This window comes from Shewanella oncorhynchi, from assembly GCF_030848765.1.
Taxonomy (GTDB): domain Bacteria; phylum Pseudomonadota; class Gammaproteobacteria; order Enterobacterales; family Shewanellaceae; genus Shewanella; species Shewanella oncorhynchi.
On record NZ_CP132914.1, the window covers coordinates 524,839 to 546,064 of the forward strand.

Sequence of the window (21,226 nt, forward strand, 5' to 3'; positions counted from 1 at the left end):
TTAGGGCAGTGGATAGTTTTGGGAGAACTGGCTGAGCTTTTCTACTAAAAACTCTATGGTGCGACGGATCTTATGGCTGGGATAATCGGTTTGTAGGTATACCAATTGCAGTGGGATCGGTGGGGCTATTTTATCGGCTAGCACTAAGTGGAGTCTGCCTTCGGTTACATCTTGCGCCACATCGAGCCAGCTCTTATAGGCAATCCCACGACCAGATAGTGCCCAGTCGCGGATCACTGCGCCATCGTTACAGAAACGTTGGCCCCTGACTTCGATTTCAACGGGTGCGCCGTTATGACTTAACTTCCATTTTTGCCATGGCTCACCGCCGCGATTTAAGATCAGTACTGCGTGTTGGCTAAGTTCATTTAGCGTGCTTGGTGTGCCGTGTTGTGCCAGATAAGCGGGTGAGGCGACCAGTACCCTTGGGGTCATGGCGAGCTGACGCCTTTTAAGGTTTGAGTCGTCAAGTTGACCATAGCGCAAAGCCAAATGGATATTTTGGTCGATTAAGTCTGTCATATGATCGCCAAAATACAGCTGCACTGTCAGTTCTGGGGCGCTGTCCATCAATTCATCGAGCCAAGCACGGATCTGGCTGCGACCAATATCCGAAGGTAACGCGAGGCGTACTTCGCCCTTAAGCTCACCCCTGTGTTCGGCTAAATTGGCGCTGGCGGTTTCGAGAATCGCCAGTGCGGGTTTCGCAGAATCGAGAAAGATCCGCCCTTCTTCTGTGAGCTGTAAGCGCCGCGTCGAGCGAGCAAATAGCTGACATCCTAGCTTTTTCTCTAATCTTTGCAGCGCGGCACTTGCCGCTGCCGGCGTCATGCCTATTTCTTTACTGGCTGCCGAGAGACTCTCTAAGGCTGCGATACGCAGCGCTAATTGCAGATCGTTTAAATGATACATATCAAATTATTTTTGAAAATGATTTTAATAATAGCCTGATTATCAATATAGATTAACTAATGCACAATTGCACCACTGATGTTTCATCTTAATTTCTGGTTCGGAGTGTGTATGAGTCTATTCATGTCTTACAAATTAGCGTCACTGGCATTAAACAATCGCATTGTGATGGCCCCTATGACTCGGGCGCGTACTACGCAGCCAGGCAATATTCCTAATGATCTGATGGCGCAATATTATGCCCAGCGCGCCTCGGCGGGGTTAATCATCACAGAAGCGACACAAATCTCCGATGACAGCCAAGGTTATTCATTTACGCCGGGCGTGTATACCGCTGAGCAAATTGAGGGCTGGAAAAAAGTCACAGCGGCAGTGCATCAGGCTGGTGGTAAAATCTTCAATCAAATTTGGCATGTTGGCCGTGTATCGCACCCGATTTTTCAGCAGGGTAATGCCCCGATTGCGCCATCAGCTATTGCGCCCGTTGGCACTAAAGTATGGATTGTGGATGAAGCGCATCCTGAAGGGCAAATGGTGGATTGCCCAGAACCTAAGGCTATGGTGCAAGCGGATATCGACCGCGTTGTGGCCGATTTTGCACAGGCGGGAGTGAATGCGGTTGCGGCGGGTTTTGATGGCATCGAAATTCACGGCGGCAATGGTTATCTGATTGACCAGTTTTTACGCACCAATTCAAACCACAGAACTGATGCCTACGGCGGTTCTCAGGAAAATCGCATTCGTTTTTTACTCGAAATTGTCCAAGCCGTGAGTGCGAAAATTGGTGCCAATAAAGTCGGGGTTCGCCTCGCCCCTTACGTGACGTTTAAAGATATGGCATGTCCTGAAATTGTAGACACTATTCTGTTAGCGGCTAAGCATTTATCGGCATTGGGCGTGGCATATTTACATCTTTCAGAGGCGGATTGGGATGATGCGCCACAGGTGCCAGAGTCCTTTAGAGTCGAGCTGCGCAGAGTCTTTAAGGGCAGCATTATTGTTGCGGGTCGCTATGATGTGGCGCGTGCCAATGAAGTGATTGATAACGGTTATGCTGACTTAGTTGCCTTCGGTCGACCTTTTATTGCGAATCCTGATTTGCCTTACCGTTTAATGCATCAATTGCCTTTATCTGCATTCGATAAAGGGCCCTTGTTTGGCGGTTGTGCGGCGGGTTATACCGATTATCCTACACACAACGAAGCATTGAGAGCCGTCATCCGATCCGCTGACGATGAGGTGGCATAATGGATCGGGTTAACACTTTGTATGCTCAGCGCTTACCCGCTTGGCTCAGCTTAAGTCTATGGTTTTCAGGCTTTATAGGTATTGCTATTGTGGGTTTTAGCTTAGTAAGTCTGAGCATGGATGCGTTAGCCGCTCAAGGGGCAACAACACAGGATAGTGCTAAAGTGCGAGCGGCGTTAGTGCCAAAAGTGGCGGCAATGGAAACGATTTCTGATGAATCACCGCAGGCACAAGCTATCGCCCGCGCCGCTTTGTTATATGCCAGTTTTTGGCACACGGGCGATGCAAGTTTTGCCCACGGCGCATTGGCGACTGGGTTTATCGACCGTACTCTGCCCGCTGGCCGCGCACAGGGAATCACGGGTCCACTCGAAGCCTCAAAGACATTTAGGGCAGCGGTCCCCGATCTCTCTGTTTCAGTTGAGCATTTGCTAGTCGTTGGCGATCGTGCAGTGGTACGTCTGCGTTTTTATGGCCGCTTCACTGGTGTCTTTGGTGAGCAAAAAGGCCAAGGGCAGAAAATCGATTTTCGTGCTGTTGACATGTATCGAGTACGGGATGGTTTCATCACAGATAACTGGCACCTCGAAGATTATCAAACGCTATTTTCTCAATTAGCTGCAGGGACTCAATCATGAATCAACGTCGACGATTTTTAATGGCAGGTGGCGCCATCGCTGCTGGGTTCGGCCTAAGCCAAACGGCGCTTGCTATTGGTTTACCATCATTAGATACCTTAGAAAATGACTCCAAAAGTTCAGGTGGCAATGGTATGAACAAAATATTTTGGCCAAGTGGTGAGCAGTTAGTGATTTCAATCTCAATGCAGTTTGAAGCAGGTGCTCAAGATAAAAATGCCGAAGGGCCGTTTCCGCCGATGGAAAAGGGCTACCCAGATACCATCACCCCGACTTGGTACGATTACGGTATGAACGAAGGCATTCCAAGGCTGCTGCGCTTGTGGCGTAAGCACAATATCAAGGTGACTTCTCACATGGTTGGGCGCGCCGCCGAGTTACATCCTCAACTTGCCAAACAAGTTGCAGATGAGGGGCATGAGATTTCGGGTCACGGACAAACGTGGACGCCACAATACAGCATGTCGCCAGCAGAGGAACGCGCCTCCTATGTGGCGAGCATTGAGACACTACAAAGGATCACAGGTCAGCGCCCCTTAGGTTTTAATGCCTTTTGGATGCGCCACAGCACTCAAACCCTCAATATTTTGCAGGACTTAGGTTTTATTTATCACATTGATGACCTATCGCGTGACGAGCCTTCAATTATCCCTGTAGGAAATAAGCCCTTTGCGGTTGTGCCTTACACTTTACGTAACAATGATATCGGACGTTTTGGTGGCAACACTGCCATGACGGCCGCGGCCTTTTTGCAGGAACTAAAGGATGAGTTCGATATGCTCTATCAAGAAGGTTCGACGCAGCGACGGATGATGTCGATCAGTGTGCACGACCGTATTGGTGGCGCTCCTGGACTTGTGACCGCTTTAGATAAGTTTATTCAGTACGCTAAAGGTCACACTAACGTAGGCTTTATGCGTAAAGATGCCATTGCTAAATGGGCGCTGGCGCAAAAGGACACACCGACCAATCCTGCAAGAACATTTTAGCCTGCTGTAGCTTTGTTGGAAGAGGTTTTAATGGTTAACAAAAAGCGCGTTGTTTAACGCGCTTTTTGTTTTTGGGAACCCTTATTACTACGAGTCGAAAGTGATTAACGCATGGCCAACATGGCCCAAGTGCGGCGACCTTGCTCCAGAATTATCCCCACGGCAAGTCCCGCAGCGGCGTTGATGGCGAGGCAAGTCACCGCGGTTGATAAAATCACAAAGATACAGAAGGGCTTACCATCGATTAAGCGTTTCGACCACGCCAGTTGCAGCCCCGCAGTGGTCAGTAAACTGCCGAGGATTGCCATAGGAATAAGGCTTAATAGCCAAGCGATATGACTACCCCAGCACAGGGCTATCATTAAGCACGTACTGCCAAAAATTAACGGCGCCAGATAAGTGCGAGCACCAAAATGGTATTGCACCGCAAGTCCGCCCGCACCGTGGCACATTGCCGAGGCACCAAAGGGCGCGAGTAATAAGTTGGCAAGACCAGAGCTTATGGCGAAGTTTTTGGGCGTGAGTTTGGCGGCATCTTCAGGGAATTTCTCCTGTGCCATTACAGACGTGGCAATGACCGCATTGGTTAAAGTTAATGCCAGTTGTGGCAAAACCAACAAAATGGCGGCAGAGGTCCACTCAATAGATGTCGGCCACGCTAATTGAAATGGCGCTGTCATTGCTTGAATATCAAAGTTAGTGGCTAAATTAGTTTGTGTACTTGCTTGCCAAATCATCCCCGCCGCTATGACTAAGGGCATGGCAAGGTAGCGCAGCGGCAAAAATTTACTGATAAATAACAGTACAAATGCCCCCACGCCAATCAGCCAAAACTCACTCATCATCTTAGTGCCCATCCACATCAGTTGCAGACCGATGGCGAGTTGAATGCCAACACTCACAGCTTGGGATAACTGTTTGGCTAACCAAGTGATGGCGCCGCTAAAGGCGAGAATTAACAGGATTATGCCCATCAACATGGCGCTTGCCTGCAACATGCCTGGGGTTAAGCCCTGAGCGATCACCAGTGCAGCGATGACTTTCATCGGTTGTACCGGAATCGGGCGACGGTAAAACAGCGCGCTGAGAATAGCGAATAGACCAAACCCCAAAAATATCCCTTGGGGTGAAAATTGATTGAGGGCAATTAGCCCTAGCACTAAAGGTAAAAAAGTGCCTAAGTCGGCAAAAGCGCCACTGGTTTCACCGAGTAAACGGTTGAACGAAGGATTGGATACTGTTTGGGAAATTTTGCCCGAGGTCATACTGATTGCCGTAATTGAACACGCTATGACTACGCAAAATAAATGCCATAAAAATCAGATGATTTGGGGGGTAAACAGAGTCAAACTACCGAATTGAGTCACTCAATGAGACAAACTGGGGCAAGGCCGAAGAATGGCTGAGTCTAATTGTCTGCACCTGTGTCTATTGCGGCTGCATTGGGTTAATTGTTAACTCAAGCTCATTTGTGAGTCATGATTCAACCGCAACACTGGCGGTCAGTGCCGTGGTTGATATTCTTTATTGTGTAATGTTGCTTGTTAAGGTTGCTGGCGCGTTGGTGCTAGAACGATTTCGCGTACGCACACATTTTGCGGTTGTTGCCATGCAAACAGTGCAGCAGCGGCGACGTTTTCAGGGGCGATAACGCCGCCCATTTCTTCTTTCCAGTCATGGTAACCCGCTTTAATGTCATCGCTGGTGGTATGGCTCAATAACTCGGTTTCTACCGCGCCTGGGGCGATAGTGATAAGGCGTACGTCATCCATGGCGACTTCTTCACGAATGTTTTCTGTTAAGGCGTGCACGGCAAATTTAGTAGCGCAGTAAGCGGCGTGGTTTGGAAAGGTTTTACGCCCCGCCACTGAGCTGACATTAATGATAGTGCCAGTTTTGCGAGCTTTCATGTCGGCTAATACCGCATGAATACCATTAAGCACGCCCATCACATTGATATTGAGCATGCGGCTCCATTCCTTGGGATCTTGCACATCGATTTGGCCTAGTAGCATGATTCCCGCGTTATTGATAAGACAGCCGACCGGGCCAAATTGTGCTTCTGCTTGGGCTATGGCTGTTTTAATAGCTGCGCCGTCGGTGACATCGACGCTGATAGAAAGGCTGTTTGGTAATTCAAGCGCTTGCATTGCTTCAACTCGGCGTGCCAGTAATAGCAGCGGGTGGCCTGCAGCGCTAAAGCTTTTGGCCATAGCGGCGCCAATACCCGATGAAGCGCCCGTGATGACAACCAGTGATTTAGTAACTTGATTCATTAGTATTTCCTATTAATTGGAGCCAATGTAAGCCGTAAACAAACTGTTGTTCGGCGTCTTGAACTTGTTAACCAGTATAGACTGGGGATTTTCAGTCGAAAAATACTTATTCCAGCTGGATATGATAGGCTCAGCCTATGGCACTATTGTTGAAATTTTGTGCTGAACTCGTCGGTTGTCGGAGAAGATTAAATGGTCGATTTGCGTTTGCTGCGTTTCTTTATCGCAATTTTTGAAGAGAACAATATTACCTCGGCGGCTAACCGTTGCTTTGTGAGCCAGCCTTCACTGTCTGCTGGGTTAAAGCAACTCGAAGAAGAGCTTGGTGGTCAGTTATTTGAGCGCAGCAAAAAAGGCGTTAAACCTTTGGACAGCGCGCACTATCTATACCCTTTGGCGGTTAAATTAGTCGAGGAGGCGAGTAAGTTACCAGGCTTGTTTATGGCGAAGGCAAGTCGGCAAAAGCTACGTTTGGCTGTGATGCCAGACTTAAGCCAGCGGCGTTTGGCAGGATTTTTACAACAGGTGAATCAAGCCATTGATAAGCTAGATCTGGAGCTGGTGGATTACCAAAGCCCCGCAGATTGTCGTTTAACTATCGACAGTTTACGCCATGAAGATGAAGTGTTTTTCCCGCTATGGGAAGAAGATTATGTGCTCTGCGTCCCCAAGGATCATACCCTCGCCCAAGTAGATAGCCTACGCCCCGAGCAGCTCAATGGCTTTGACTTTATTGAGTGCCCACCCTGTGAAGCCCATCAGCAAACGATAGGTTTATTGGCGTGCAGCAATATGTCGCTTAATTTGGTCGCTAAGGCTGAGTCAAAATCTCTAGTGATGTCGCTAGTGTTAGCCGGATTTGGCGTGAGTTTTTTACCCGATGGTTTGATTGAAGATGAGCCTAGGCTCAAGCAAGTGAAATTTGATGGTCCGAGAATGTTCCGTCGTATTGGTTTGTGTTATCCCTCCCATCAGGCAGTTGCGCCAACATTGGCGACCTTGTTACGGCATTTAGCCGCTCGACCGAATTAATTCCAAGTTAGTTTTGGGTTATCAGCATTCAGATTAGTGAGTCGCTAAGGGCGATTCAGTGAGATTAAGTGGAGGCTCGACGCCGTAGGATTTAAATAGTTGAGTAATTTCACCTGAGGTACGCATGTCGTCGACTATCTGGTGAACTTGCTTGGCATATTGATGCTGCGGCGACATGAGCGGAATACTAAAATAGCGGCCATTTTTGCTGATATCTACGTATGCCATCTGTTTGAGTTGGGGATCTTTGGCAAAAAATTGCATTTCATGCTGTTCGGAGGTGATGGCTAAATCGATACGCTCAGCCTTCAACATATTGATTAACTGACCGTTATCATTAACAAAAGACACTTTTAGTTGGTTTTGATTGTCATTAAACTGCGGACAGTAAAAAGCGCCTCTAAGTGCGCCAATGATATGAGGTTTTAGTTCATCGAAATGTTTGACTTCAAGTTGTCTATTCGCAAGGGCAAAGTAATAGACGTAGCGCTTGTCGTATCCCAGTAGCATAGGGTCTAGAAAATCGTTGCGCTCTGGTGTCATCGAATGGACAGGGATTAGGTCGACTTGTCCCATTTCTGCCACTTTAATTGTGCGTGCCCAAGGCACATTACTCCAATTTATCTTGTGACCTAGGCGGGCGATGACTTCATTGATGACAGCTGCACCTGGGCCTTTGCACTCACCATTTTCGACATAAATAACAGGATGCCTATCGCGGCAGTGTGCTTGCCAGACAACAGCAGAGGTTTCTGCCCTTGCTTGGGGCAGAAATAAGCATGAAATGACAATGATCAGTATCAGCCTCATACATCTTGCCTATTAAAATGGTCAGTTTTAATTTAGGGCTGGGCAGTTAACCTGACTATTTTTTATTTTTGAGTCGTTTAGCTGCGCAGGTTTGGTCAATAATTGATTGTAGTGCTTATACATCCACTGTGCTTTTTAAGTAATTATAAATTCACTCAATTTTGTAACTAAACGGTTTGGTCTGTTAAATCTGACCAAACCTTTTCTGGGACTCATTCGCTGCTAGGAAACTTACCTATCCGACTCAAGATAGGGCGTTAATTGGGTTTCAATGGCCTCAATTTGAGTTTCGGCGTAGGCAAGTTCGGATTCGGTTAAACATGATTTTGCGGTGTTTTGATGGAGTCGTTGAGCGCTATTCATCCCGTATTTACCAAAATGACGTAGCAATAAACTAGACCAAATAAACATTTGTATAGGTTTATTTAATTGTTCTGCGCCGTAAATATTGACCAGTTCCCGCATAGCAATTTCATGACCTAGCTCTGCCGATTTGACGTACCAAGCTTCTGCCGCTTGTAGAGCCTCTTGAGTGGTTTTTTCACCACTTAAAAATGATGCAGCCTTATAGATATAAAAATATTGTTGTTGCTCAGCGGGGATTGGATGCTGATGCAAGAAACTGTCACGTAGACGCTCAGCCTCTCTTATCTCTAAGGTACCTAGTTGCTGACTGAATCTGGCTAATTCTTTTAGATGATCGGTTCTATTGCTCATGGCCGCGAGCTGGTAATACATTAACGCTTTAATCGGTTGGCGACTCACGCCTAAACCTTGCTCATAAATCTTGCCTAAGCCTAGCAGTGCGTCTTCATTCCACTTAAGTGCGAATTCTTCAAAGTCAATTTTAGCCTGTTGGTAATCACTTTCATTTTGTGGCGCTTTCAGTAAAAGATGAGCAAATTCAATCTTAGCGAAGTCATTACCTCTAGCGACAGATTGGCTTAACCAATGGCGCGCCTTGTCATAGTCGACAGCAAAATCTTCACCGTAGAGGAAACGTTTACCAAGATAATACTGGCGGAAATCATCGTCTGCGGCGCGCTCGCTAAGTAATGCCTCTGCACGCGCTAAATCTTTAGGTCCACCTTGGCCTGCAGCAAGCATATGCCCTAGATCATCTTTTGCTAATTCATAATCAGCGGCTGCGGATTTCTCAAAGTATTCACGTGCTTTGATATAGTCCGAAGTGACGCGCTCATCATGCCAGTAGAGTGTGGCTAAATGGTAATAGGCTCTTTGGTTTTCTTGTGCGGCGGCTTTTTCGAACCAGTAAATTGCTTGGCTAGCATCGGGATCGAGAAAGGGCTGGCTTAGATACAAGTAAGCAAGCTCATATTGAAACTCGGCTTGCCCCGCTTCGGCATTAGGTTTGAGCTGTTCTACCTGTGCGATTAACTCATCGAGTGTTTGCGACTCAGAAGAGAGCAAATTAGGTAGGGTGAGCATGGGTAAATATTGAGGCTCTATTTCGGCAGCTTTTTTATACCAATCGTTAGATGCCTTGGGATCGGCGGGAACTTGTGGGAATCGACCGGAATAAAGTTCGGCCATAGCAATGGCGGCAACGGCTAAGCCTTTATCGACTGCCTGCTGAATATAATCTAGGCCAGAGTTGACTTCACCTTGATTAATCAGTGTTAAACCATGATTGAGTAGCGCAGTAGGATCACCTGCGGCAAGTGCTTTAGCTTGCACTTGTTTTTTTTGATATTTAGCGAAAAAAATAAACAGTACAATAAAAGCAATAATTATGAGTATCAACAACATAGTAGTCCATCACTATCGATATTTGGGAGTATAGTAAACGTAAATTTTTACAAGAATGCAAGTTTACAATTTGGGCTAGGCTGATCGACTAAGCCGATCAATCCCATGGGCATTAGCGTTATTTATCTTGCAGATGGATCTCTCTAATGGGGCAGGCAATCTCGATTCCTGCCTGCTTAAGGGCGTTATAAAGAGCGAGGTTCACCTTATATTTATGCTGAAAATAGCTTTGTGTGGGCACCCAGTAACGAACCCCTATTTCAATTCCATTAGCATTAAAACCATTGATGCCGATATTAGGTGTGGTCTCTTGATAAATATAGGGATTATTGCTCAATAACTCAGTAATCACACTAATGGCTCGTTCGGGATCTGTGTTGTAACTGAGATTGAACTGGGTTTCGACTAGCTTATTGCTGAAGGAGTTGTGCAGAATTTCGCCGACGATATGCTTATTAGGAATGCTGATTTGCTCACCTTCCTCATTGGTCAGTATGGTCATGCCTAAGTGGATACGTTTAACAACGCCGCTTTCCCCTTTAATTTCAATAGTATTGCCTACCACAAAAGGGCGGGTGACGATAATAGTCACGCCTGCGGCATAGTTCGCTAGCATACCTTGTAAGGCTAAACCTGCACCGAGTGAGGCGGCACCAATTGCCGCAACCATAGGGGTAATACTGATGCCGATTTTGCCGAGGGCGATAATCCCGACCATGACTATGATCAGAATGCGGATAAGATTGCTGACAAAATTGCTTAGGGTGATATCGATATTGTGTTTGTCGAATTGCTTAGCGACTAAGCGTGATACTTTACTGGCTACCCATAAACCTAACAAAAAGATCAGCAAAGCACCTACGAGTTGAAAGCTGTAGGTGACTAAAAATTCGGTGATGAGTTGATAAACGCCTTGTAGTTGTTGCAATTCTTGATCGAGTCCAGGTGTTATCATTATGATATCCTTGTAATAAAATTAACTGTGCGATTATAGCGTAGAAATTTCACCAAATACTTTTCGCCCTTCATGTGTGAAGCGTATCATGTAATCGTGGTTGGTTTAATGAGTCGATAGGGGGAGTCAGGTATGCTGTTCGCCTATCCAATAATGGAGTCGAGTGTTTATGAAAACGCTGTTGTTATGTTTGTCTTGTCTGTTAACCCCAATCTGGGCGTATGCTGCGAGTTATGTTGCCGGAGATGCGATTAATCCCATTTCACTTCTCGACCAAAATGATAAAACCATTAATGTGACTGATGAGACTCAAGTGCTGCTCTTTAGTCGCAGCATGAAAGGCGGTGATGTGATTAAGGATGCACTTACGCCCTTGAGCGCGACTCAAATGCCAACGGGTTTAGTTTATGTTGCCGATATCAGTGGTATGCCTTCTTTGATCGCTAAATTTGTGGCTGTGCCACAGATGCAAGATTTACCTTTTGCGATTGGGTTAGATAGGGATGGTGAGATCAGTCGTTTATTACCTGATAACAAAGATATGGCCACTATGATATTGCTCAAGCAGCGTAACATTTTGGACATTGCCTATTTTGATTCCAGTGAAGCCTTGAACCAAGCTCTCGCAAAACTCAATCAGCCGCAGTAACGACTCGATTTAACGGACGTATTTTAAGGCATCCATTAGTCTTCTTTTCGCTGTGTGATTGTTACTTCAAGATAACTGTTTTTAGATGGATATTTTGGCCCCAGCCAGTCTATCCATCTCCCTTCCGATAACGTCGTAAAAAATTCACTTTTTATTCTGATAATGAGCACAAATTTACCTTAGGGTTTGTGTGCATAATTATTTGTTTTATAGCGCCTTTTTTTGATGGTTCAGTTCCTTAAAGAGTTGTGGAATAAAAAGTTATTAATTCAGCATAAAAATTCGTTGCGTAAAGCGAAAAAATATCGTTTACTGCGCACGTTTTTAATACATCACACTTACTGTTATCTATCTGACCCAAAGGAGACTCTGGCCCAATGAGCCAATTTCAATCTATTGATGTTGCTGACTATTATGATATGGACACATTCAAGCGTATTGAAGCGTTTGCCAAAGACAAAGCAACCCCGTTCGTCGTGATCGATACCAGTATCATAGCGAAACAATACGATGACATGGTTAATAGTTTTCCTTACGCCAACGTTTATTATGCAGTTAAGGCAAACCCCGCGGCCGAGATCTTATCTTTACTAAAAGATAAAGGGTCAAACTTTGATATTGCCTCGATTTATGAGCTAGATATGGTCATGAATGTCGGTGTGACAACCGATCGAGTCAGCTATGGTAATACCATTAAAAAGCGCCAAGATGTGCGTGCATTTTATGAGCGTGGCGTGCGTATGTATGCATCTGACTCAGAAGCTGATTTGCGAATGATCGCTGAAGAAGCACCGGGTTCACGTATTTATGTGCGCATTCTGACCGAAGGTACAGATACCGCTGATTGGCCGTTATCCCGTAAATTCGGCTGCCAAAACGAAATGGCCTATGAGCTATTAGTATTGGCACAGGAATTAGGCTTAGAGCCTTTTGGTATTTCTTTCCATGTGGGTTCTCAGCAACGTGACATAGGTGCTTGGGATTCCGCTATTGGTAAAGTGAAAAGTATTTTTGACCGTTTGCGTGATGAGCACAATATCACCTTGAAGATGATCAACATGGGTGGCGGTTTCCCTGCTAACTATATTGATAAAACCAATCAATTGGGTGTGTATGCCGAGCAAATCACCCACTTCTTGAAGGAAGATTTTGGTGATGATTTACCACAAATTATTTTGGAACCAGGTCGTTCGTTGATCTCTAACGCGGGGATTTTAGTGTCTGAAGTGGTACTGATCAGCAAAAAATCTTACACAGCGTTAGAGCGTTGGGTGTTTACCGATGTGGGTAAATTCTCTGGCTTGATTGAAACGATGGACGAGGCGATTAAGTTCCCGATTTATACTGAGCGTCAAGGCGAGCTGGATAAATGCGTGATTGCCGGCCCAACCTGTGACAGTGCAGATATCATGTATGAGCACTATAGCTATGGCTTACCAAATGACTTAGCCATTGGCGACCGTATGTATTGGTTAACCGCAGGGGCTTATACGACGACGTATTCAGCAGTATGCTTTAACGGTTTCCCACCGCTGAAGGATTACTATCTGTAAGCGATTGTGGTGACATTAATAAGGGCGCTTAGGCGCCCTTATTTGTCTTTAGAGTAATAGCGGGATTACTCGTGGGATTTGAGGATCTGATAAATTTCCTCTTTTAAGTGTAACTTTCTGCTTTTGAGTTCTTTCACAGTGGGGTTGAAATCACTGGCGACACGTTTTTCCAGTTGTTTGATTTCCTCGTCTAACTGATTATGCTCATTAAACTTACGTTGAAAATGAGCATCTTGGGTTTTCAGGGTGGAAATTAATTCTCTGTACTCTGGAAACATCGGCATTCTCCTTGTCGTCATTTACTACACTTCAGGTTACGCCTTAACCCTAACCTTATACCAAGTCGTTAAACGTGACTTAGATCACTTTTAGCGGTCACTTAGATTAATACTAATGGATGATTTATTTTAATCTATTTTAAATCAGTATCTTAGGTATTTGTTGCCACAGCCTCTGGCATGAGTTCTGGATCTGGTTCACACTTTGTTTGGTATAAATCAGACTGACATTCGAAATATGGGCAAATTTGCTATCTTGTGAGCAGATGCTGGTGTAGTTGGTAATTTCATTACGACTAAACAATTACTTCTTGCCGATAATTCTGTGATCAAGTTAACCTTCACCGCTTCGATACTAGGTTAAAGTCGATTTTATAAGAATTTAATTATCAAAAATGAAAGGGGTTTTCACAATGGCTGATGTATTTCATTTAGGTTTGACCAAAGCGATGCTCGATGGTGCAACCTTAGCAATCGTTCCTGGTGATCCAGAGCGTGTAAAACGTATTGCCGAACTAATGGACAATGCGACGTTTCTTGCTAGCCACCGCGAGTATACAAGTTATTTAGCGTATGCCGATGGCAAGCCAGTAGTAGTGTGTTCAACCGGTATCGGTGGTCCATCGACTTCTATCGCAGTAGAAGAACTTGCACAATTAGGTGTGAATACCTTCCTGCGTGTAGGGACTACAGGCGCAATCCAACCTCATGTTAATGTGGGTGATGTGATTGTGACTCAAGCTTCTGTGCGTTTAGATGGCGCAAGCTTACATTTTGCACCTATGGAATATCCAGCGGTTGCAAACTTTGAATGTACCACTGCTATGGTTGCGGCGTGTCGTGATGCTGGCGTTGAGCCACATATTGGCGTAACAGCTTCTTCTGATACTTTCTACCCAGGCCAAGAGCGTTATGACACTGTCACAGGCCGTGTAACGCGTCGTTTCGCGGGTTCAATGAAAGAATGGCAAGATATGGGCGTACTGAACTATGAGATGGAGTCTTCCACTTTGTTCACTATGTGTGCCACTCAAGGTTGGCGTGCAGCCTGCGTTGCTGGTGTGATTGTAAACCGCACCCAACAAGAAATTCCTAATGAAGCCACAATGAAGAAAACTGAAGTGAGTGCGGTTTCTATCGTGGTTGCAGCAGCGAAAAAATTGTTAGCTTAATTTTTAGTAAGCTAAGCAACACTCCCCTGCAAAGTGAGTGCTCAGAATAGAAAAGGTGCCAATGGCACCTTTTTTGTTGCTTTAAAACTATGCCGATACCGATTAGAAATGGTATTGAGCAATCACAGAGTAAGTGTCTTGATCGACGCCTTTTACACCGTATTTATTGGTCCACAGATCGTATTCGATACCCACCAATAATTTATTGGCTTGATGATCACCGAACAGGCTCTTACCGAGATCGTATTTTAGCTGTGGGTTGAAATGGAAGTTTTCCTCGTAGCCGTTATCGTCGGTGGCAAATACCCAGTCGATAAAGCCATCGAGTACTATGTTGGCAGATCCAACAGGGATATCGATACGAAATACAGGAGTGAACTGCCAGCCGTCACTATTGTTACCAGTGCTCATACCATCGCGGCGATAGGTATTAAAGTTAAGATAAGTGAAGTATGGTACTGCTACGTCAACCCCTAAACCGTAAAGTAGGCTGTGGACTGGGCCTTCACCTTCTTCATAGGTTAACGCTAGAGACAAGTCTGTTACTGGGCCAAAGGCTATTTTTTCGCCAAGAATTTTACTGGCACTAAAACGTGGCGAAATTTCACCATAGGTAGTGCTTTCCATGCCTGTATCGTTACCTTTGAAATAGATAAAATCTTGGAAGGCAAACCAATCACCGTATTTCCAGCCGCCAGCCGTTTCTAAGGTAATAGTGGCTTGTTTATCTGATGGCGCTAAATCGTAGTCTTCGCCATAGAGGGCTGTTGCACTGAAATCCCACCACTGTACTAAGTCACCCGCAAATGCTTGAGGAGAAAGCATTAGTGCTAGGCATAGGCATGTTTTTTTCATTGTTATTTCCTGTTGTATAGGTCGAAGTTAATTCGTGTCTTACTCAATCCGCTCTCTGACCTATGGCATGGTTTGATGGGTAAGTTCAAACCTAGCGCGAGTGTACGTCAAAGGACTTGCTCAAAAGTGGGGGCAATATATGCAAAAATTTACATTTATTCAAAGTTTTTATCGAATGTTGTTGTCAAAATCACATAATCATTAGTGAAGGATTTTATTTTTAGATAATTGATTTTTAATGTTTTTTATTGTTATTGCGCCGCTTGTGGATTTGGGGCTTGCTATCTTTTTGAATTGATTATGCTTAATTTTAAAACAACCTAACGGCTTTCGTGGGCGGATATGGGAGAATGAGGATTAAGTCATAGGTGATTGAGTGTGCGTTTTGATAGGGTAAATTTTGACATATTATGTCGATTATCCGAAACTCTGCTGTTATAGTGCAGTAAAGGACACTCTCATTTCAGGGGGAAATATGGAGTTTTCAAATCCGATTTTAGTGTGGGCAGTGATTGGTTTAGTGTTAATGCTCGCCGAAATAGTGGTTCCAGGTGGCATAATAGTGTTGCTGGGTGCGGCTTGTTTAGTCGTGGCAGGTGCGTTAGGCATAGGACTGGTCGAAGGTGTCGTGCAGAGCATGACCCTGTGGTTTATCTCTGCCATTGTGTTGTTATTGGCTTTCAGACAAGTCACTCAGAGGCTCGTTGGTGGTGATTCCCATGTGGATAACACGGATGAAGCAATCGAACTATACAATCAAATTGTTCGCGTAAAGCAGACCATAGGTCCTGGGCAAACACCTGGGCGGGTGGAGTTTCAAGGTAGTGAATGGCCAGCGCTTGGCGATGGCAGCATTATCGAGGCGGGTACCGAAGTCAGAATTATTTGTCGTGAAAATATCGCTCTAGTCGTTGAGCCTATTTCAATAGAAGCTTCCAAAAACTAAAGGATGGAATCTATGTTTGTATTTACCTTAGTCATTTTATTTATCTTTTTTATTCTTTATAAGTTGATGTTAATTGTGCCGATGCGTGAAGTGCATGTCATTGAGCGTCTTGGCAAATTCCGCGCAGTATTAAGCCCTGGATTTCATTTTTTGATCCCTTTTTTCGATCGCGTCTCCTACCGTCACGATACCCGTGAGCAAGTATTAGATGTGCCGCCACAGAGTTGTATCTCCAAAGATAACACTCAACTTGAAGTGGACGGCTTGGTCTACCTAAAAGTGATGGATGGCAAATTGGCGAGTTATGGTATTGAAAACTACCGTAAAGCAGCGGTGAATTTAGCCCAGACCACTATGCGATCTGAAATCGGTAAGCTGAGTTTGAGTGAGACTTTCTCTGAGCGTGATAGCTTAAATGAATCAATCGTGCGGGAAATAGATAAGGCTTCCGAGCCATGGGGAATCAAGGTATTGCGCTATGAAATTCGTAATATCACGCCTTCACGCCATGTGATCCACACTCTTGAGAAGCAGATGGAAGCTGAGCGTCGTAAACGTGCCGAAATTACCTTAGCGAATGCCGAAAAAGCCGCGATGATCAATATGTCTGAAGGTGAGCGCCAAGAGGCCATTAACCTGTCAGAAGGTCAAAAACAGAAACGGATTAATGAAGCTAAAGGTACAGGTCAGGAGATCGCTATCATAGCCAAAGCAAAATCCGAAGGTATGGCAATGATCTCGCAAGCATTAGCCGTCAATGGCGGTACAGATGCGATGAATATGCTATTAAAAGAACAGTTTATTGCTCAAGTTGGCAAGATCCTCAATGATGCACAAGTCTCTGTTGTTCCCGCTGAAATGGCAAAACTTGAAGGTTTCTTCGAAGGCATGGAGCAAGTCACTCAGACTATGAGTGGCCAGAATAATCTTGGCAAAGGAGCGCGATAATGAATATTCCAGTAGATACAGATTTGATTGTGATGGCGATTTGGGGCCTGATATTTGCCATTTTTGTGATTAAACTATTTCAATCGATCCGCCTAGTACCCACTAAATCGGCTTTTATTGTTGAGCGTTTAGGTAAGTATCACAGTACGTTAGATGCAGGGTTCCATACCTTGATCCCCTTTGTGGATAAAGTGGCTTTTATTCATGATTTGAAAGAAGAAACCATTGACGTACCACCGCAGGAATGTTTCTCGAGCGACGAAGTAAACGTTGAAGTGGATGGGGTGATTTATATCTCTGTGACTGACCCAGTGAAGGCCAGCTATGGTATTACTGATTATCGTTATGCAGCAATTCAGTTGGCGCAAACGACGACGCGCTCTGTCATAGGGACACTTGATCTTGATCGTACGTTTGAAGAGCGTGATGTGATCTCAGCCAAGGTAGTGCAAGTCTTAGATCAAGCGGGTGCCATGTGGGGAATACGTGTGCATCGTTATGAAATAAAAAATATCACACCACCTGAAACCGTTAAAAATGCCATGGAAATGCAAGTAAATGCCGAGCGGGAGCGCCGTGCATTATTGGCTAAGAGTGAAGGCGACAAACAGAGTAAAATTAACCGTTCTGAAGGGGTTAAAGCTGAAACGGTAAACCGTTCTGAAGGTGAGATGCAGCGCCGGATTAACGAAGCCGAAGGTAAGGCTGAGGAAATTTTAACCATTTCCCGCGCAACGGCAGAATCGATTGAACGTCTCGCCTCTGTTATTGCCGCGCCGGGTGGTCACAATGCCCTGCGGATGCAACTCGGTGAGCAATACTTTAAACAGCTTGATGGCTTAAGCCAGAAGAATAGTCGAGTGGTGTTACCGGGTAATATGGTGGATTTTGATTATTGGATGAATAGCATAGGCTTAACGGAAGAAAAACCGAGCTAAGGCTATGGTTAAAATTTGAAACTAGCTAGATTATTAAGGTCAAATACCCAGGTATTTGGCCTTATTTTTTGGCTGAAATTTGATTCTGTGTGATGGAGAGTGGGTGGGGGTTAGACAGCTTCTGTTGAATGAACCGCCAGAAGCTGCAGTTGGGCATAGATAAATTTTTCATTGAATGGAAGGCTAATAAGCTAGGCGTTCATGAATTTGGGAATGGGCGTGGGTTTCAATGAGCTTGGCAATTTGGTTTTGTTCTAATTGCTGAAGCGCAGAAATTTCGTCATAAATCTTGTCTTGAACATCCAGCGGCATGCGCACATGTTCCATAAACATCCTAATTCCCAGCATGTCGCCACTCTTGAACAGTTGGCTGAATTCGGTGGCTTCTATCTCGATTAATGCATTCATAATACTTCACCCTGAGGTTGGATTTGACACAGATACAGCGGTCTTGCTGTTAATTAAGAGATACGCCTAAGTTTGATCTAGGTCAATTAAACTGCATATTAATCTTTCTTAATAAAGGATTTTGTTGTTTACAAATAATGGGTTATAAATTTAGTAGATCAGCAAATTTGAAATGAGTTGTTGTTTAAAACTGAGTTTTTATGGGCGGGCAGAGTCAATGCGTGAGTCATGTTATACGGACAAAAAAATAGCGACGAGCGATAAAACGCTGGCCGCTATTTATTCTTAATAGTCTATCAGAAGTAGGCTAAAGCCTTATTTAGGAATCGCCAGAATCTGGCAACCATTAATTCCCGCTTTTTGCAGTGTATGACGTTTACGCTCTGCATCACGTTTACGCTCGAAGGGGCCTAAAGCAACCTTGTACCATACGCCAGTCGTACCTTCGACTTGTCTCACTTGCGCCTCTAAACCTTGGAAAGCGATGACGGCTTTCATCTCGTTCGCCTGTGATTCTTGGCGGAAAGAAGCACACTGCAACTGATATTGCATCGGTGTTCTGCTCGCAACAATATCGGGAATATCGACCTCAACATGCTTATTTTCAAGCTCGTTGAGATAGGTCCATTCTTCCTTTGGTTGTGGTGGCAGAGCATTAGGATCCTTCTTTGGCGGAACAATAAGCTCAGCAGTTTCAGTTGTCTCTACTGGGATAACGACCGCTTGGCGTTCAGGTTCTTTGACCTTAGGCGTGAGCACTGCTGTCTCTTGAGGCTTAACTTGTACTTCCGTTTTCTTGGTTGGAGCGGGTATCGGCTTCACTTCTTGCTTAGCATTATCTTTAATGCTTGACAGGAAATAGACGAAACAACCCACTGCGAGTATGACAAAGCCTATCAAGGTCAGCGGCAGCTTCTTACGCGGCGCCGATTTAGATTGTGAAGGCTTTGCTCGAGTTGGGCGAGTCGCGCGGATTGGGCGCGGTTTAGCGCCCGACTGCGGCCTTCTATTGGCATAATCGCGATTACTCATGGCTTACATCCGCTCTAAGGTTTCAATACCGAGTAGATTTAGGCCTTTTTGTAACGTACGAGCCGTCAGTTGCGCAAGTAATAAACGGCTGTTCTTTTGCGCGTCATTATCGGCGGCAAGCACTGGACAAGCTTCGTAGAAGCTAGAGAAAGCACCTGCTAATTCATATAAATAAGCACACAGTACATGCGGCTGACCTTTATCGACAACACGATTGAGGATCTCACCGAACTGCGCCAACTTATTACCGAGATCTTTCTCTTTTTCATGCTCAAGCACGATTTTAGCTTGGCTGAGATCCAGATCGGTTACTCGCTTGAATATGCCCGCAACACGGGTGTAAGCGTACAGCAGGTAAGGTGCGGTATTGCCTTCGAAGCTGAGCATTTGTTCAAAGCTGAAAATGTAATCACTGGTACGGTTTTTCGACAAGTCAGCATATTTAACGGCGCTGATCCCAACGACACGGGCGATTTCAGTCAGCGTGGCCTCATCCATATCAGGATTTTTGCTACGAACGAGTTCTAGCGCGCGCACATTGGCTTCTTCTAACAGGTCAACTAACTTAACGACACCGCCGCTACGGGTTTTGAATGGACGGCCATCTTCGCCGTTCATAGTGCCAAAACCTAAGTGTTCTAATGACATATCTTCACGGACAAACTTAGCCAGTTTCGCTAGGCTAAAGACTTGTTGGAAATGCAGTGCCTGACGTAGGTCAACAAAATACAGGACGCGATCGGCCTTTAACACGTTCGAGCGGTAGCGCATTGCCGCAAGATCTGAGGTGGCATACAAATAGCCTCCATCGGCCTTTTGGATGATAACAGGCAGTGGCTCACCTTCTTTGTTGCGGAAGGCTTCTTGGAATACGACTTTAGCGCCGTTACTTTCGGTTAATAAACCTTGGGCATCTAAATCTTTAACCACTTGCTCGAGATCGGCGTTATAAGCACTTTCGCCGTGTACATCGGCGCGGGTCAGGCTCACACCTAAACGGGCGTAGACTTCATGGCAGTGGCTTAACGAAATGTCGTTAAATTCGCGCCACAGTTTGTTGCAATACTCGTCGCCAGATTGCAGTTCAACCACTAACTGACGAGCGCGGGTTGCGAATTCTGCTGATTCGTCGAAACGCAGTTTAGCGGCACGATAAAAGTTTTCTAAATCAGACAGTTCAAGTTGAGCTTCTTCACCATTTTTGGCGCGCAGCTCTTCCATATAGGCCAGCAACATACCAAATTGTGTGCCCCAGTCGCCCACATGGTTTTGACGGATAACCTTGTGGCCTAAAAACTCCAATGCACGCACAACACTGTCACCAATGATGGTTGAACGCAGATGGCCTACATGCATTTCTTTGGCGAGGTTGGGTGAAGAGTAATCGACAACAACGGTTTGTGGGGTCGGTAATTTAATGCCTAAATGCTCATCGTTGACGGCATTTTGCAGTTGATCTGCTAAGGCGCTGTCGTTGATGAAAAAGTTGATAAAGCCTGGTCCTGCGATTTCAACCTTAGCCACAAAAGCCGAAGCCGGTAAGGTATCTATGATCAGTTGGGCTAATTCGCGTGGATTCTTGCCTGCGACCTTGGTCAGCATCATGGCTAAGTTGGTTGCCAAGTCGCCATGACTCTTATCCTTGGTTCGATCTACCTGAATGCGTGCTTCAAAGTCAGCAGGCACAATACCTTGTTGTTTAAAGGATTCTAGAGTTTGTTCAAGTAATGATTGGATATGTGATTTCATGGGTTCTAATCGGCACTAACTTTAAGAGTGAATACAGGGAATAACCGCATATTTTAGCCGTTTGTGGT

General features: G+C 45.2%; 21 protein-coding genes. 10 read left to right on the plus strand and 11 right to left on the minus strand.

Translation table 11 applies throughout. From position 1 onward, the window contains the following. The gene (locus RA178_RS02485; RefSeq protein ID WP_071938732.1) at positions 1-912 is read right to left on the minus strand and encodes a LysR family transcriptional regulator; all 912 of its coding nucleotides are present in this window, start codon (positions 910-912) and stop codon (positions 1-3) included. A 111-nt stretch (positions 913-1,023) separates the two neighbouring features. Between RA178_RS02485 and RA178_RS02490 the strand changes: the two genes are divergently transcribed. From RA178_RS02490 to RA178_RS02500, 3 genes are read left to right on the plus strand one after another with little or no spacing between them, the layout of a single operon-like run. Further along, positions 1,024-2,160: an alkene reductase gene (locus RA178_RS02490; RefSeq protein WP_306684371.1), complete on the plus strand. Its 1,137-nt coding sequence runs from the start codon at positions 1,024-1,026 to the stop codon at positions 2,158-2,160. After that, positions 2,160-2,798 (plus strand): ester cyclase, encoded by a 639-nt coding sequence (locus RA178_RS02495; protein WP_168825719.1) that lies wholly within the window; start codon positions 2,160-2,162, stop codon positions 2,796-2,798. Before RA178_RS02490 ends, RA178_RS02495 begins: the two co-directional genes overlap by 1 nt. Continuing rightward, the gene (locus RA178_RS02500) at positions 2,795-3,787 is read left to right on the plus strand and encodes a polysaccharide deacetylase family protein (protein ID WP_168825717.1); all 993 of its coding nucleotides are present in this window, start codon (positions 2,795-2,797) and stop codon (positions 3,785-3,787) included. Before RA178_RS02495 ends, RA178_RS02500 begins: the two co-directional genes overlap by 4 nt. A 104-nt stretch (positions 3,788-3,891) precedes the next feature. Here RA178_RS02500 and RA178_RS02505 read toward each other — a convergent pair whose 3' ends face one another. Continuing rightward, entirely contained in the window at positions 3,892-5,052 is a 1,161-nt protein-coding gene (locus RA178_RS02505; protein WP_306684373.1) for a putative sulfate/molybdate transporter, read from the minus strand. Positions 5,053-5,331: 279 nt separating this feature from the next. Then, positions 5,332-6,063, minus strand: coding sequence for an SDR family oxidoreductase (locus RA178_RS02510; protein WP_306684375.1), 732 nt, complete (start codon positions 6,061-6,063; stop codon positions 5,332-5,334). A 192-nt stretch (positions 6,064-6,255) separates the two neighbouring features. Here RA178_RS02510 and RA178_RS02515 point away from each other — a divergent pair, with 192 nt between their 5' ends. After that, positions 6,256-7,095, plus strand: a complete 840-nt coding sequence (locus RA178_RS02515) for a LysR family transcriptional regulator (protein WP_131523460.1) — start codon at positions 6,256-6,258, stop codon at positions 7,093-7,095. A gap of 33 nt (positions 7,096-7,128) precedes the next feature. Here the strand turns inward: RA178_RS02515 and RA178_RS02520 are convergent, their stop codons facing one another. From RA178_RS02520 to RA178_RS02530, 3 genes are all read right to left on the minus strand, one after another. After that, a complete protein-coding gene (locus tag RA178_RS02520; protein ID WP_173247210.1) occupies positions 7,129-7,905 on the minus strand; it encodes a substrate-binding periplasmic protein in 777 nt (258 codons plus the stop codon). A 231-nt stretch (positions 7,906-8,136) separates the two neighbouring features. Next, positions 8,137-9,675, minus strand: a complete 1,539-nt coding sequence (locus RA178_RS02525; RefSeq protein WP_306684377.1) for a tetratricopeptide repeat protein — start codon at positions 9,673-9,675, stop codon at positions 8,137-8,139. A 118-nt stretch (positions 9,676-9,793) separates the two neighbouring features. Continuing rightward, positions 9,794-10,630 carry a mechanosensitive ion channel family protein gene (locus RA178_RS02530; RefSeq protein ID WP_306684379.1) on the minus strand — a complete coding sequence of 279 codons (837 nt, stop codon included), beginning with the start codon at positions 10,628-10,630 and terminating at the stop codon, positions 9,794-9,796. A 169-nt stretch (positions 10,631-10,799) separates the two neighbouring features. Here RA178_RS02530 and RA178_RS02535 point away from each other — a divergent pair, with 169 nt between their 5' ends. Both RA178_RS02535 and RA178_RS02540 read left to right on the plus strand, forming a co-directional pair. Further along, positions 10,800-11,279 carry a hypothetical protein gene (locus RA178_RS02535; RefSeq protein WP_105251255.1) on the plus strand — a complete coding sequence of 160 codons (480 nt, stop codon included), beginning with the start codon at positions 10,800-10,802 and terminating at the stop codon, positions 11,277-11,279. A gap of 377 nt (positions 11,280-11,656) precedes the next feature. Next, on the plus strand, positions 11,657-12,832 hold the full coding sequence (locus tag RA178_RS02540) for a type III PLP-dependent enzyme (protein WP_105251256.1): 1,176 nt from the start codon (positions 11,657-11,659) through the stop codon (positions 12,830-12,832). Between the two features lie 65 nt (positions 12,833-12,897). On the opposite strand, the gene RA178_RS02545 is transcribed toward RA178_RS02540, so the two are convergent. Then, positions 12,898-13,110, minus strand: coding sequence for an HP1242/YdcH family protein (locus RA178_RS02545; RefSeq protein ID WP_006083288.1), 213 nt, complete (start codon positions 13,108-13,110; stop codon positions 12,898-12,900). A gap of 413 nt (positions 13,111-13,523) precedes the next feature. Between RA178_RS02545 and udp the strand changes: the two genes are divergently transcribed. After that, complete coding sequence (gene udp, locus RA178_RS02550) at positions 13,524-14,282, plus strand: uridine phosphorylase (RefSeq protein WP_105251257.1); 759 nt, start codon at positions 13,524-13,526, stop codon at positions 14,280-14,282. A gap of 102 nt (positions 14,283-14,384) precedes the next feature. Here udp and RA178_RS02555 read toward each other — a convergent pair whose 3' ends face one another. Beyond that, entirely contained in the window at positions 14,385-15,137 is a 753-nt protein-coding gene (locus tag RA178_RS02555; protein ID WP_263148021.1) for an outer membrane protein OmpK, read from the minus strand. A gap of 475 nt (positions 15,138-15,612) precedes the next feature. Here RA178_RS02555 and RA178_RS02560 point away from each other — a divergent pair, with 475 nt between their 5' ends. From RA178_RS02560 to RA178_RS02570, 3 genes are read left to right on the plus strand one after another with little or no spacing between them, the layout of a single operon-like run. Further along, positions 15,613-16,083: an NfeD family protein gene (locus RA178_RS02560; protein ID WP_113940097.1), complete on the plus strand. Its 471-nt coding sequence runs from the start codon at positions 15,613-15,615 to the stop codon at positions 16,081-16,083. 12 nt (positions 16,084-16,095) lie between these two features. After that, positions 16,096-17,031 (plus strand): SPFH domain-containing protein, encoded by a 936-nt coding sequence (locus tag RA178_RS02565; protein WP_105251260.1) that lies wholly within the window; start codon positions 16,096-16,098, stop codon positions 17,029-17,031. Then, positions 17,031-17,969 carry an SPFH domain-containing protein gene (locus RA178_RS02570; RefSeq protein ID WP_181800857.1) on the plus strand — a complete coding sequence of 313 codons (939 nt, stop codon included), beginning with the start codon at positions 17,031-17,033 and terminating at the stop codon, positions 17,967-17,969. Before RA178_RS02565 ends, RA178_RS02570 begins: the two co-directional genes overlap by 1 nt. A gap of 183 nt (positions 17,970-18,152) precedes the next feature. Here RA178_RS02570 and RA178_RS02575 read toward each other — a convergent pair whose 3' ends face one another. The 3 genes from RA178_RS02575 to argS form a co-directional block, all read right to left on the minus strand. Continuing rightward, the gene (locus tag RA178_RS02575; RefSeq protein WP_006083282.1) at positions 18,153-18,377 is read right to left on the minus strand and encodes a hypothetical protein; all 225 of its coding nucleotides are present in this window, start codon (positions 18,375-18,377) and stop codon (positions 18,153-18,155) included. Positions 18,378-18,692: 315 nt separating this feature from the next. Next, complete coding sequence (locus RA178_RS02580; RefSeq protein ID WP_105251262.1) at positions 18,693-19,409, minus strand: SPOR domain-containing protein; 717 nt, start codon at positions 19,407-19,409, stop codon at positions 18,693-18,695. 3 nt (positions 19,410-19,412) lie between these two features. Next, positions 19,413-21,158, minus strand: a complete 1,746-nt coding sequence (argS, locus tag RA178_RS02585) for an arginine--tRNA ligase (protein WP_105251263.1) — start codon at positions 21,156-21,158, stop codon at positions 19,413-19,415. Positions 21,159-21,226 lie beyond the last annotated feature (68 nt).

Coding starts and splice junctions, on each gene's coding strand:
- RA178_RS02515 (WP_131523460.1), top strand. CDS start 6,256: ATGGTCGATTTGCGTTTGCTGCGTTTCTTTATCGCAATTTTTGAAGAG.
- RA178_RS02520 (WP_173247210.1), bottom strand. CDS start 7,905: ATGAGGCTGATACTGATCATTGTCATTTCATGCTTATTTCTGCCCCAA.
- RA178_RS02490 (WP_306684371.1), top strand. CDS start 1,024: ATGAGTCTATTCATGTCTTACAAATTAGCGTCACTGGCATTAAACAAT.
- RA178_RS02500 (WP_168825717.1), top strand. CDS start 2,795: ATGAATCAACGTCGACGATTTTTAATGGCAGGTGGCGCCATCGCTGCT.
- RA178_RS02510 (WP_306684375.1), bottom strand. CDS start 6,063: ATGAATCAAGTTACTAAATCACTGGTTGTCATCACGGGCGCTTCATCG.
- RA178_RS02540 (WP_105251256.1), top strand. CDS start 11,657: ATGAGCCAATTTCAATCTATTGATGTTGCTGACTATTATGATATGGAC.
- argS (WP_105251263.1), bottom strand. CDS start 21,158: ATGAAATCACATATCCAATCATTACTTGAACAAACTCTAGAATCCTTT.
- RA178_RS02525 (WP_306684377.1), bottom strand. CDS start 9,675: ATGTTGTTGATACTCATAATTATTGCTTTTATTGTACTGTTTATTTTT.
- RA178_RS02485 (WP_071938732.1), bottom strand. CDS start 912: ATGTATCATTTAAACGATCTGCAATTAGCGCTGCGTATCGCAGCCTTA.
- RA178_RS02535 (WP_105251255.1), top strand. CDS start 10,800: ATGAAAACGCTGTTGTTATGTTTGTCTTGTCTGTTAACCCCAATCTGG.
- udp (WP_105251257.1), top strand. CDS start 13,524: ATGGCTGATGTATTTCATTTAGGTTTGACCAAAGCGATGCTCGATGGT.
- RA178_RS02530 (WP_306684379.1), bottom strand. CDS start 10,630: ATGATAACACCTGGACTCGATCAAGAATTGCAACAACTACAAGGCGTT.
- RA178_RS02560 (WP_113940097.1), top strand. CDS start 15,613: ATGGAGTTTTCAAATCCGATTTTAGTGTGGGCAGTGATTGGTTTAGTG.
- RA178_RS02570 (WP_181800857.1), top strand. CDS start 17,031: ATGAATATTCCAGTAGATACAGATTTGATTGTGATGGCGATTTGGGGC.
- RA178_RS02505 (WP_306684373.1), bottom strand. CDS start 5,052: ATGACCTCGGGCAAAATTTCCCAAACAGTATCCAATCCTTCGTTCAAC.
- RA178_RS02565 (WP_105251260.1), top strand. CDS start 16,096: ATGTTTGTATTTACCTTAGTCATTTTATTTATCTTTTTTATTCTTTAT.
- RA178_RS02495 (WP_168825719.1), top strand. CDS start 2,160: ATGGATCGGGTTAACACTTTGTATGCTCAGCGCTTACCCGCTTGGCTC.
- RA178_RS02575 (WP_006083282.1), bottom strand. CDS start 18,377: ATGAATGCATTAATCGAGATAGAAGCCACCGAATTCAGCCAACTGTTC.
- RA178_RS02555 (WP_263148021.1), bottom strand. CDS start 15,137: ATGAAAAAAACATGCCTATGCCTAGCACTAATGCTTTCTCCTCAAGCA.
- RA178_RS02545 (WP_006083288.1), bottom strand. CDS start 13,110: ATGTTTCCAGAGTACAGAGAATTAATTTCCACCCTGAAAACCCAAGAT.
- RA178_RS02580 (WP_105251262.1), bottom strand. CDS start 19,409: ATGAGTAATCGCGATTATGCCAATAGAAGGCCGCAGTCGGGCGCTAAA.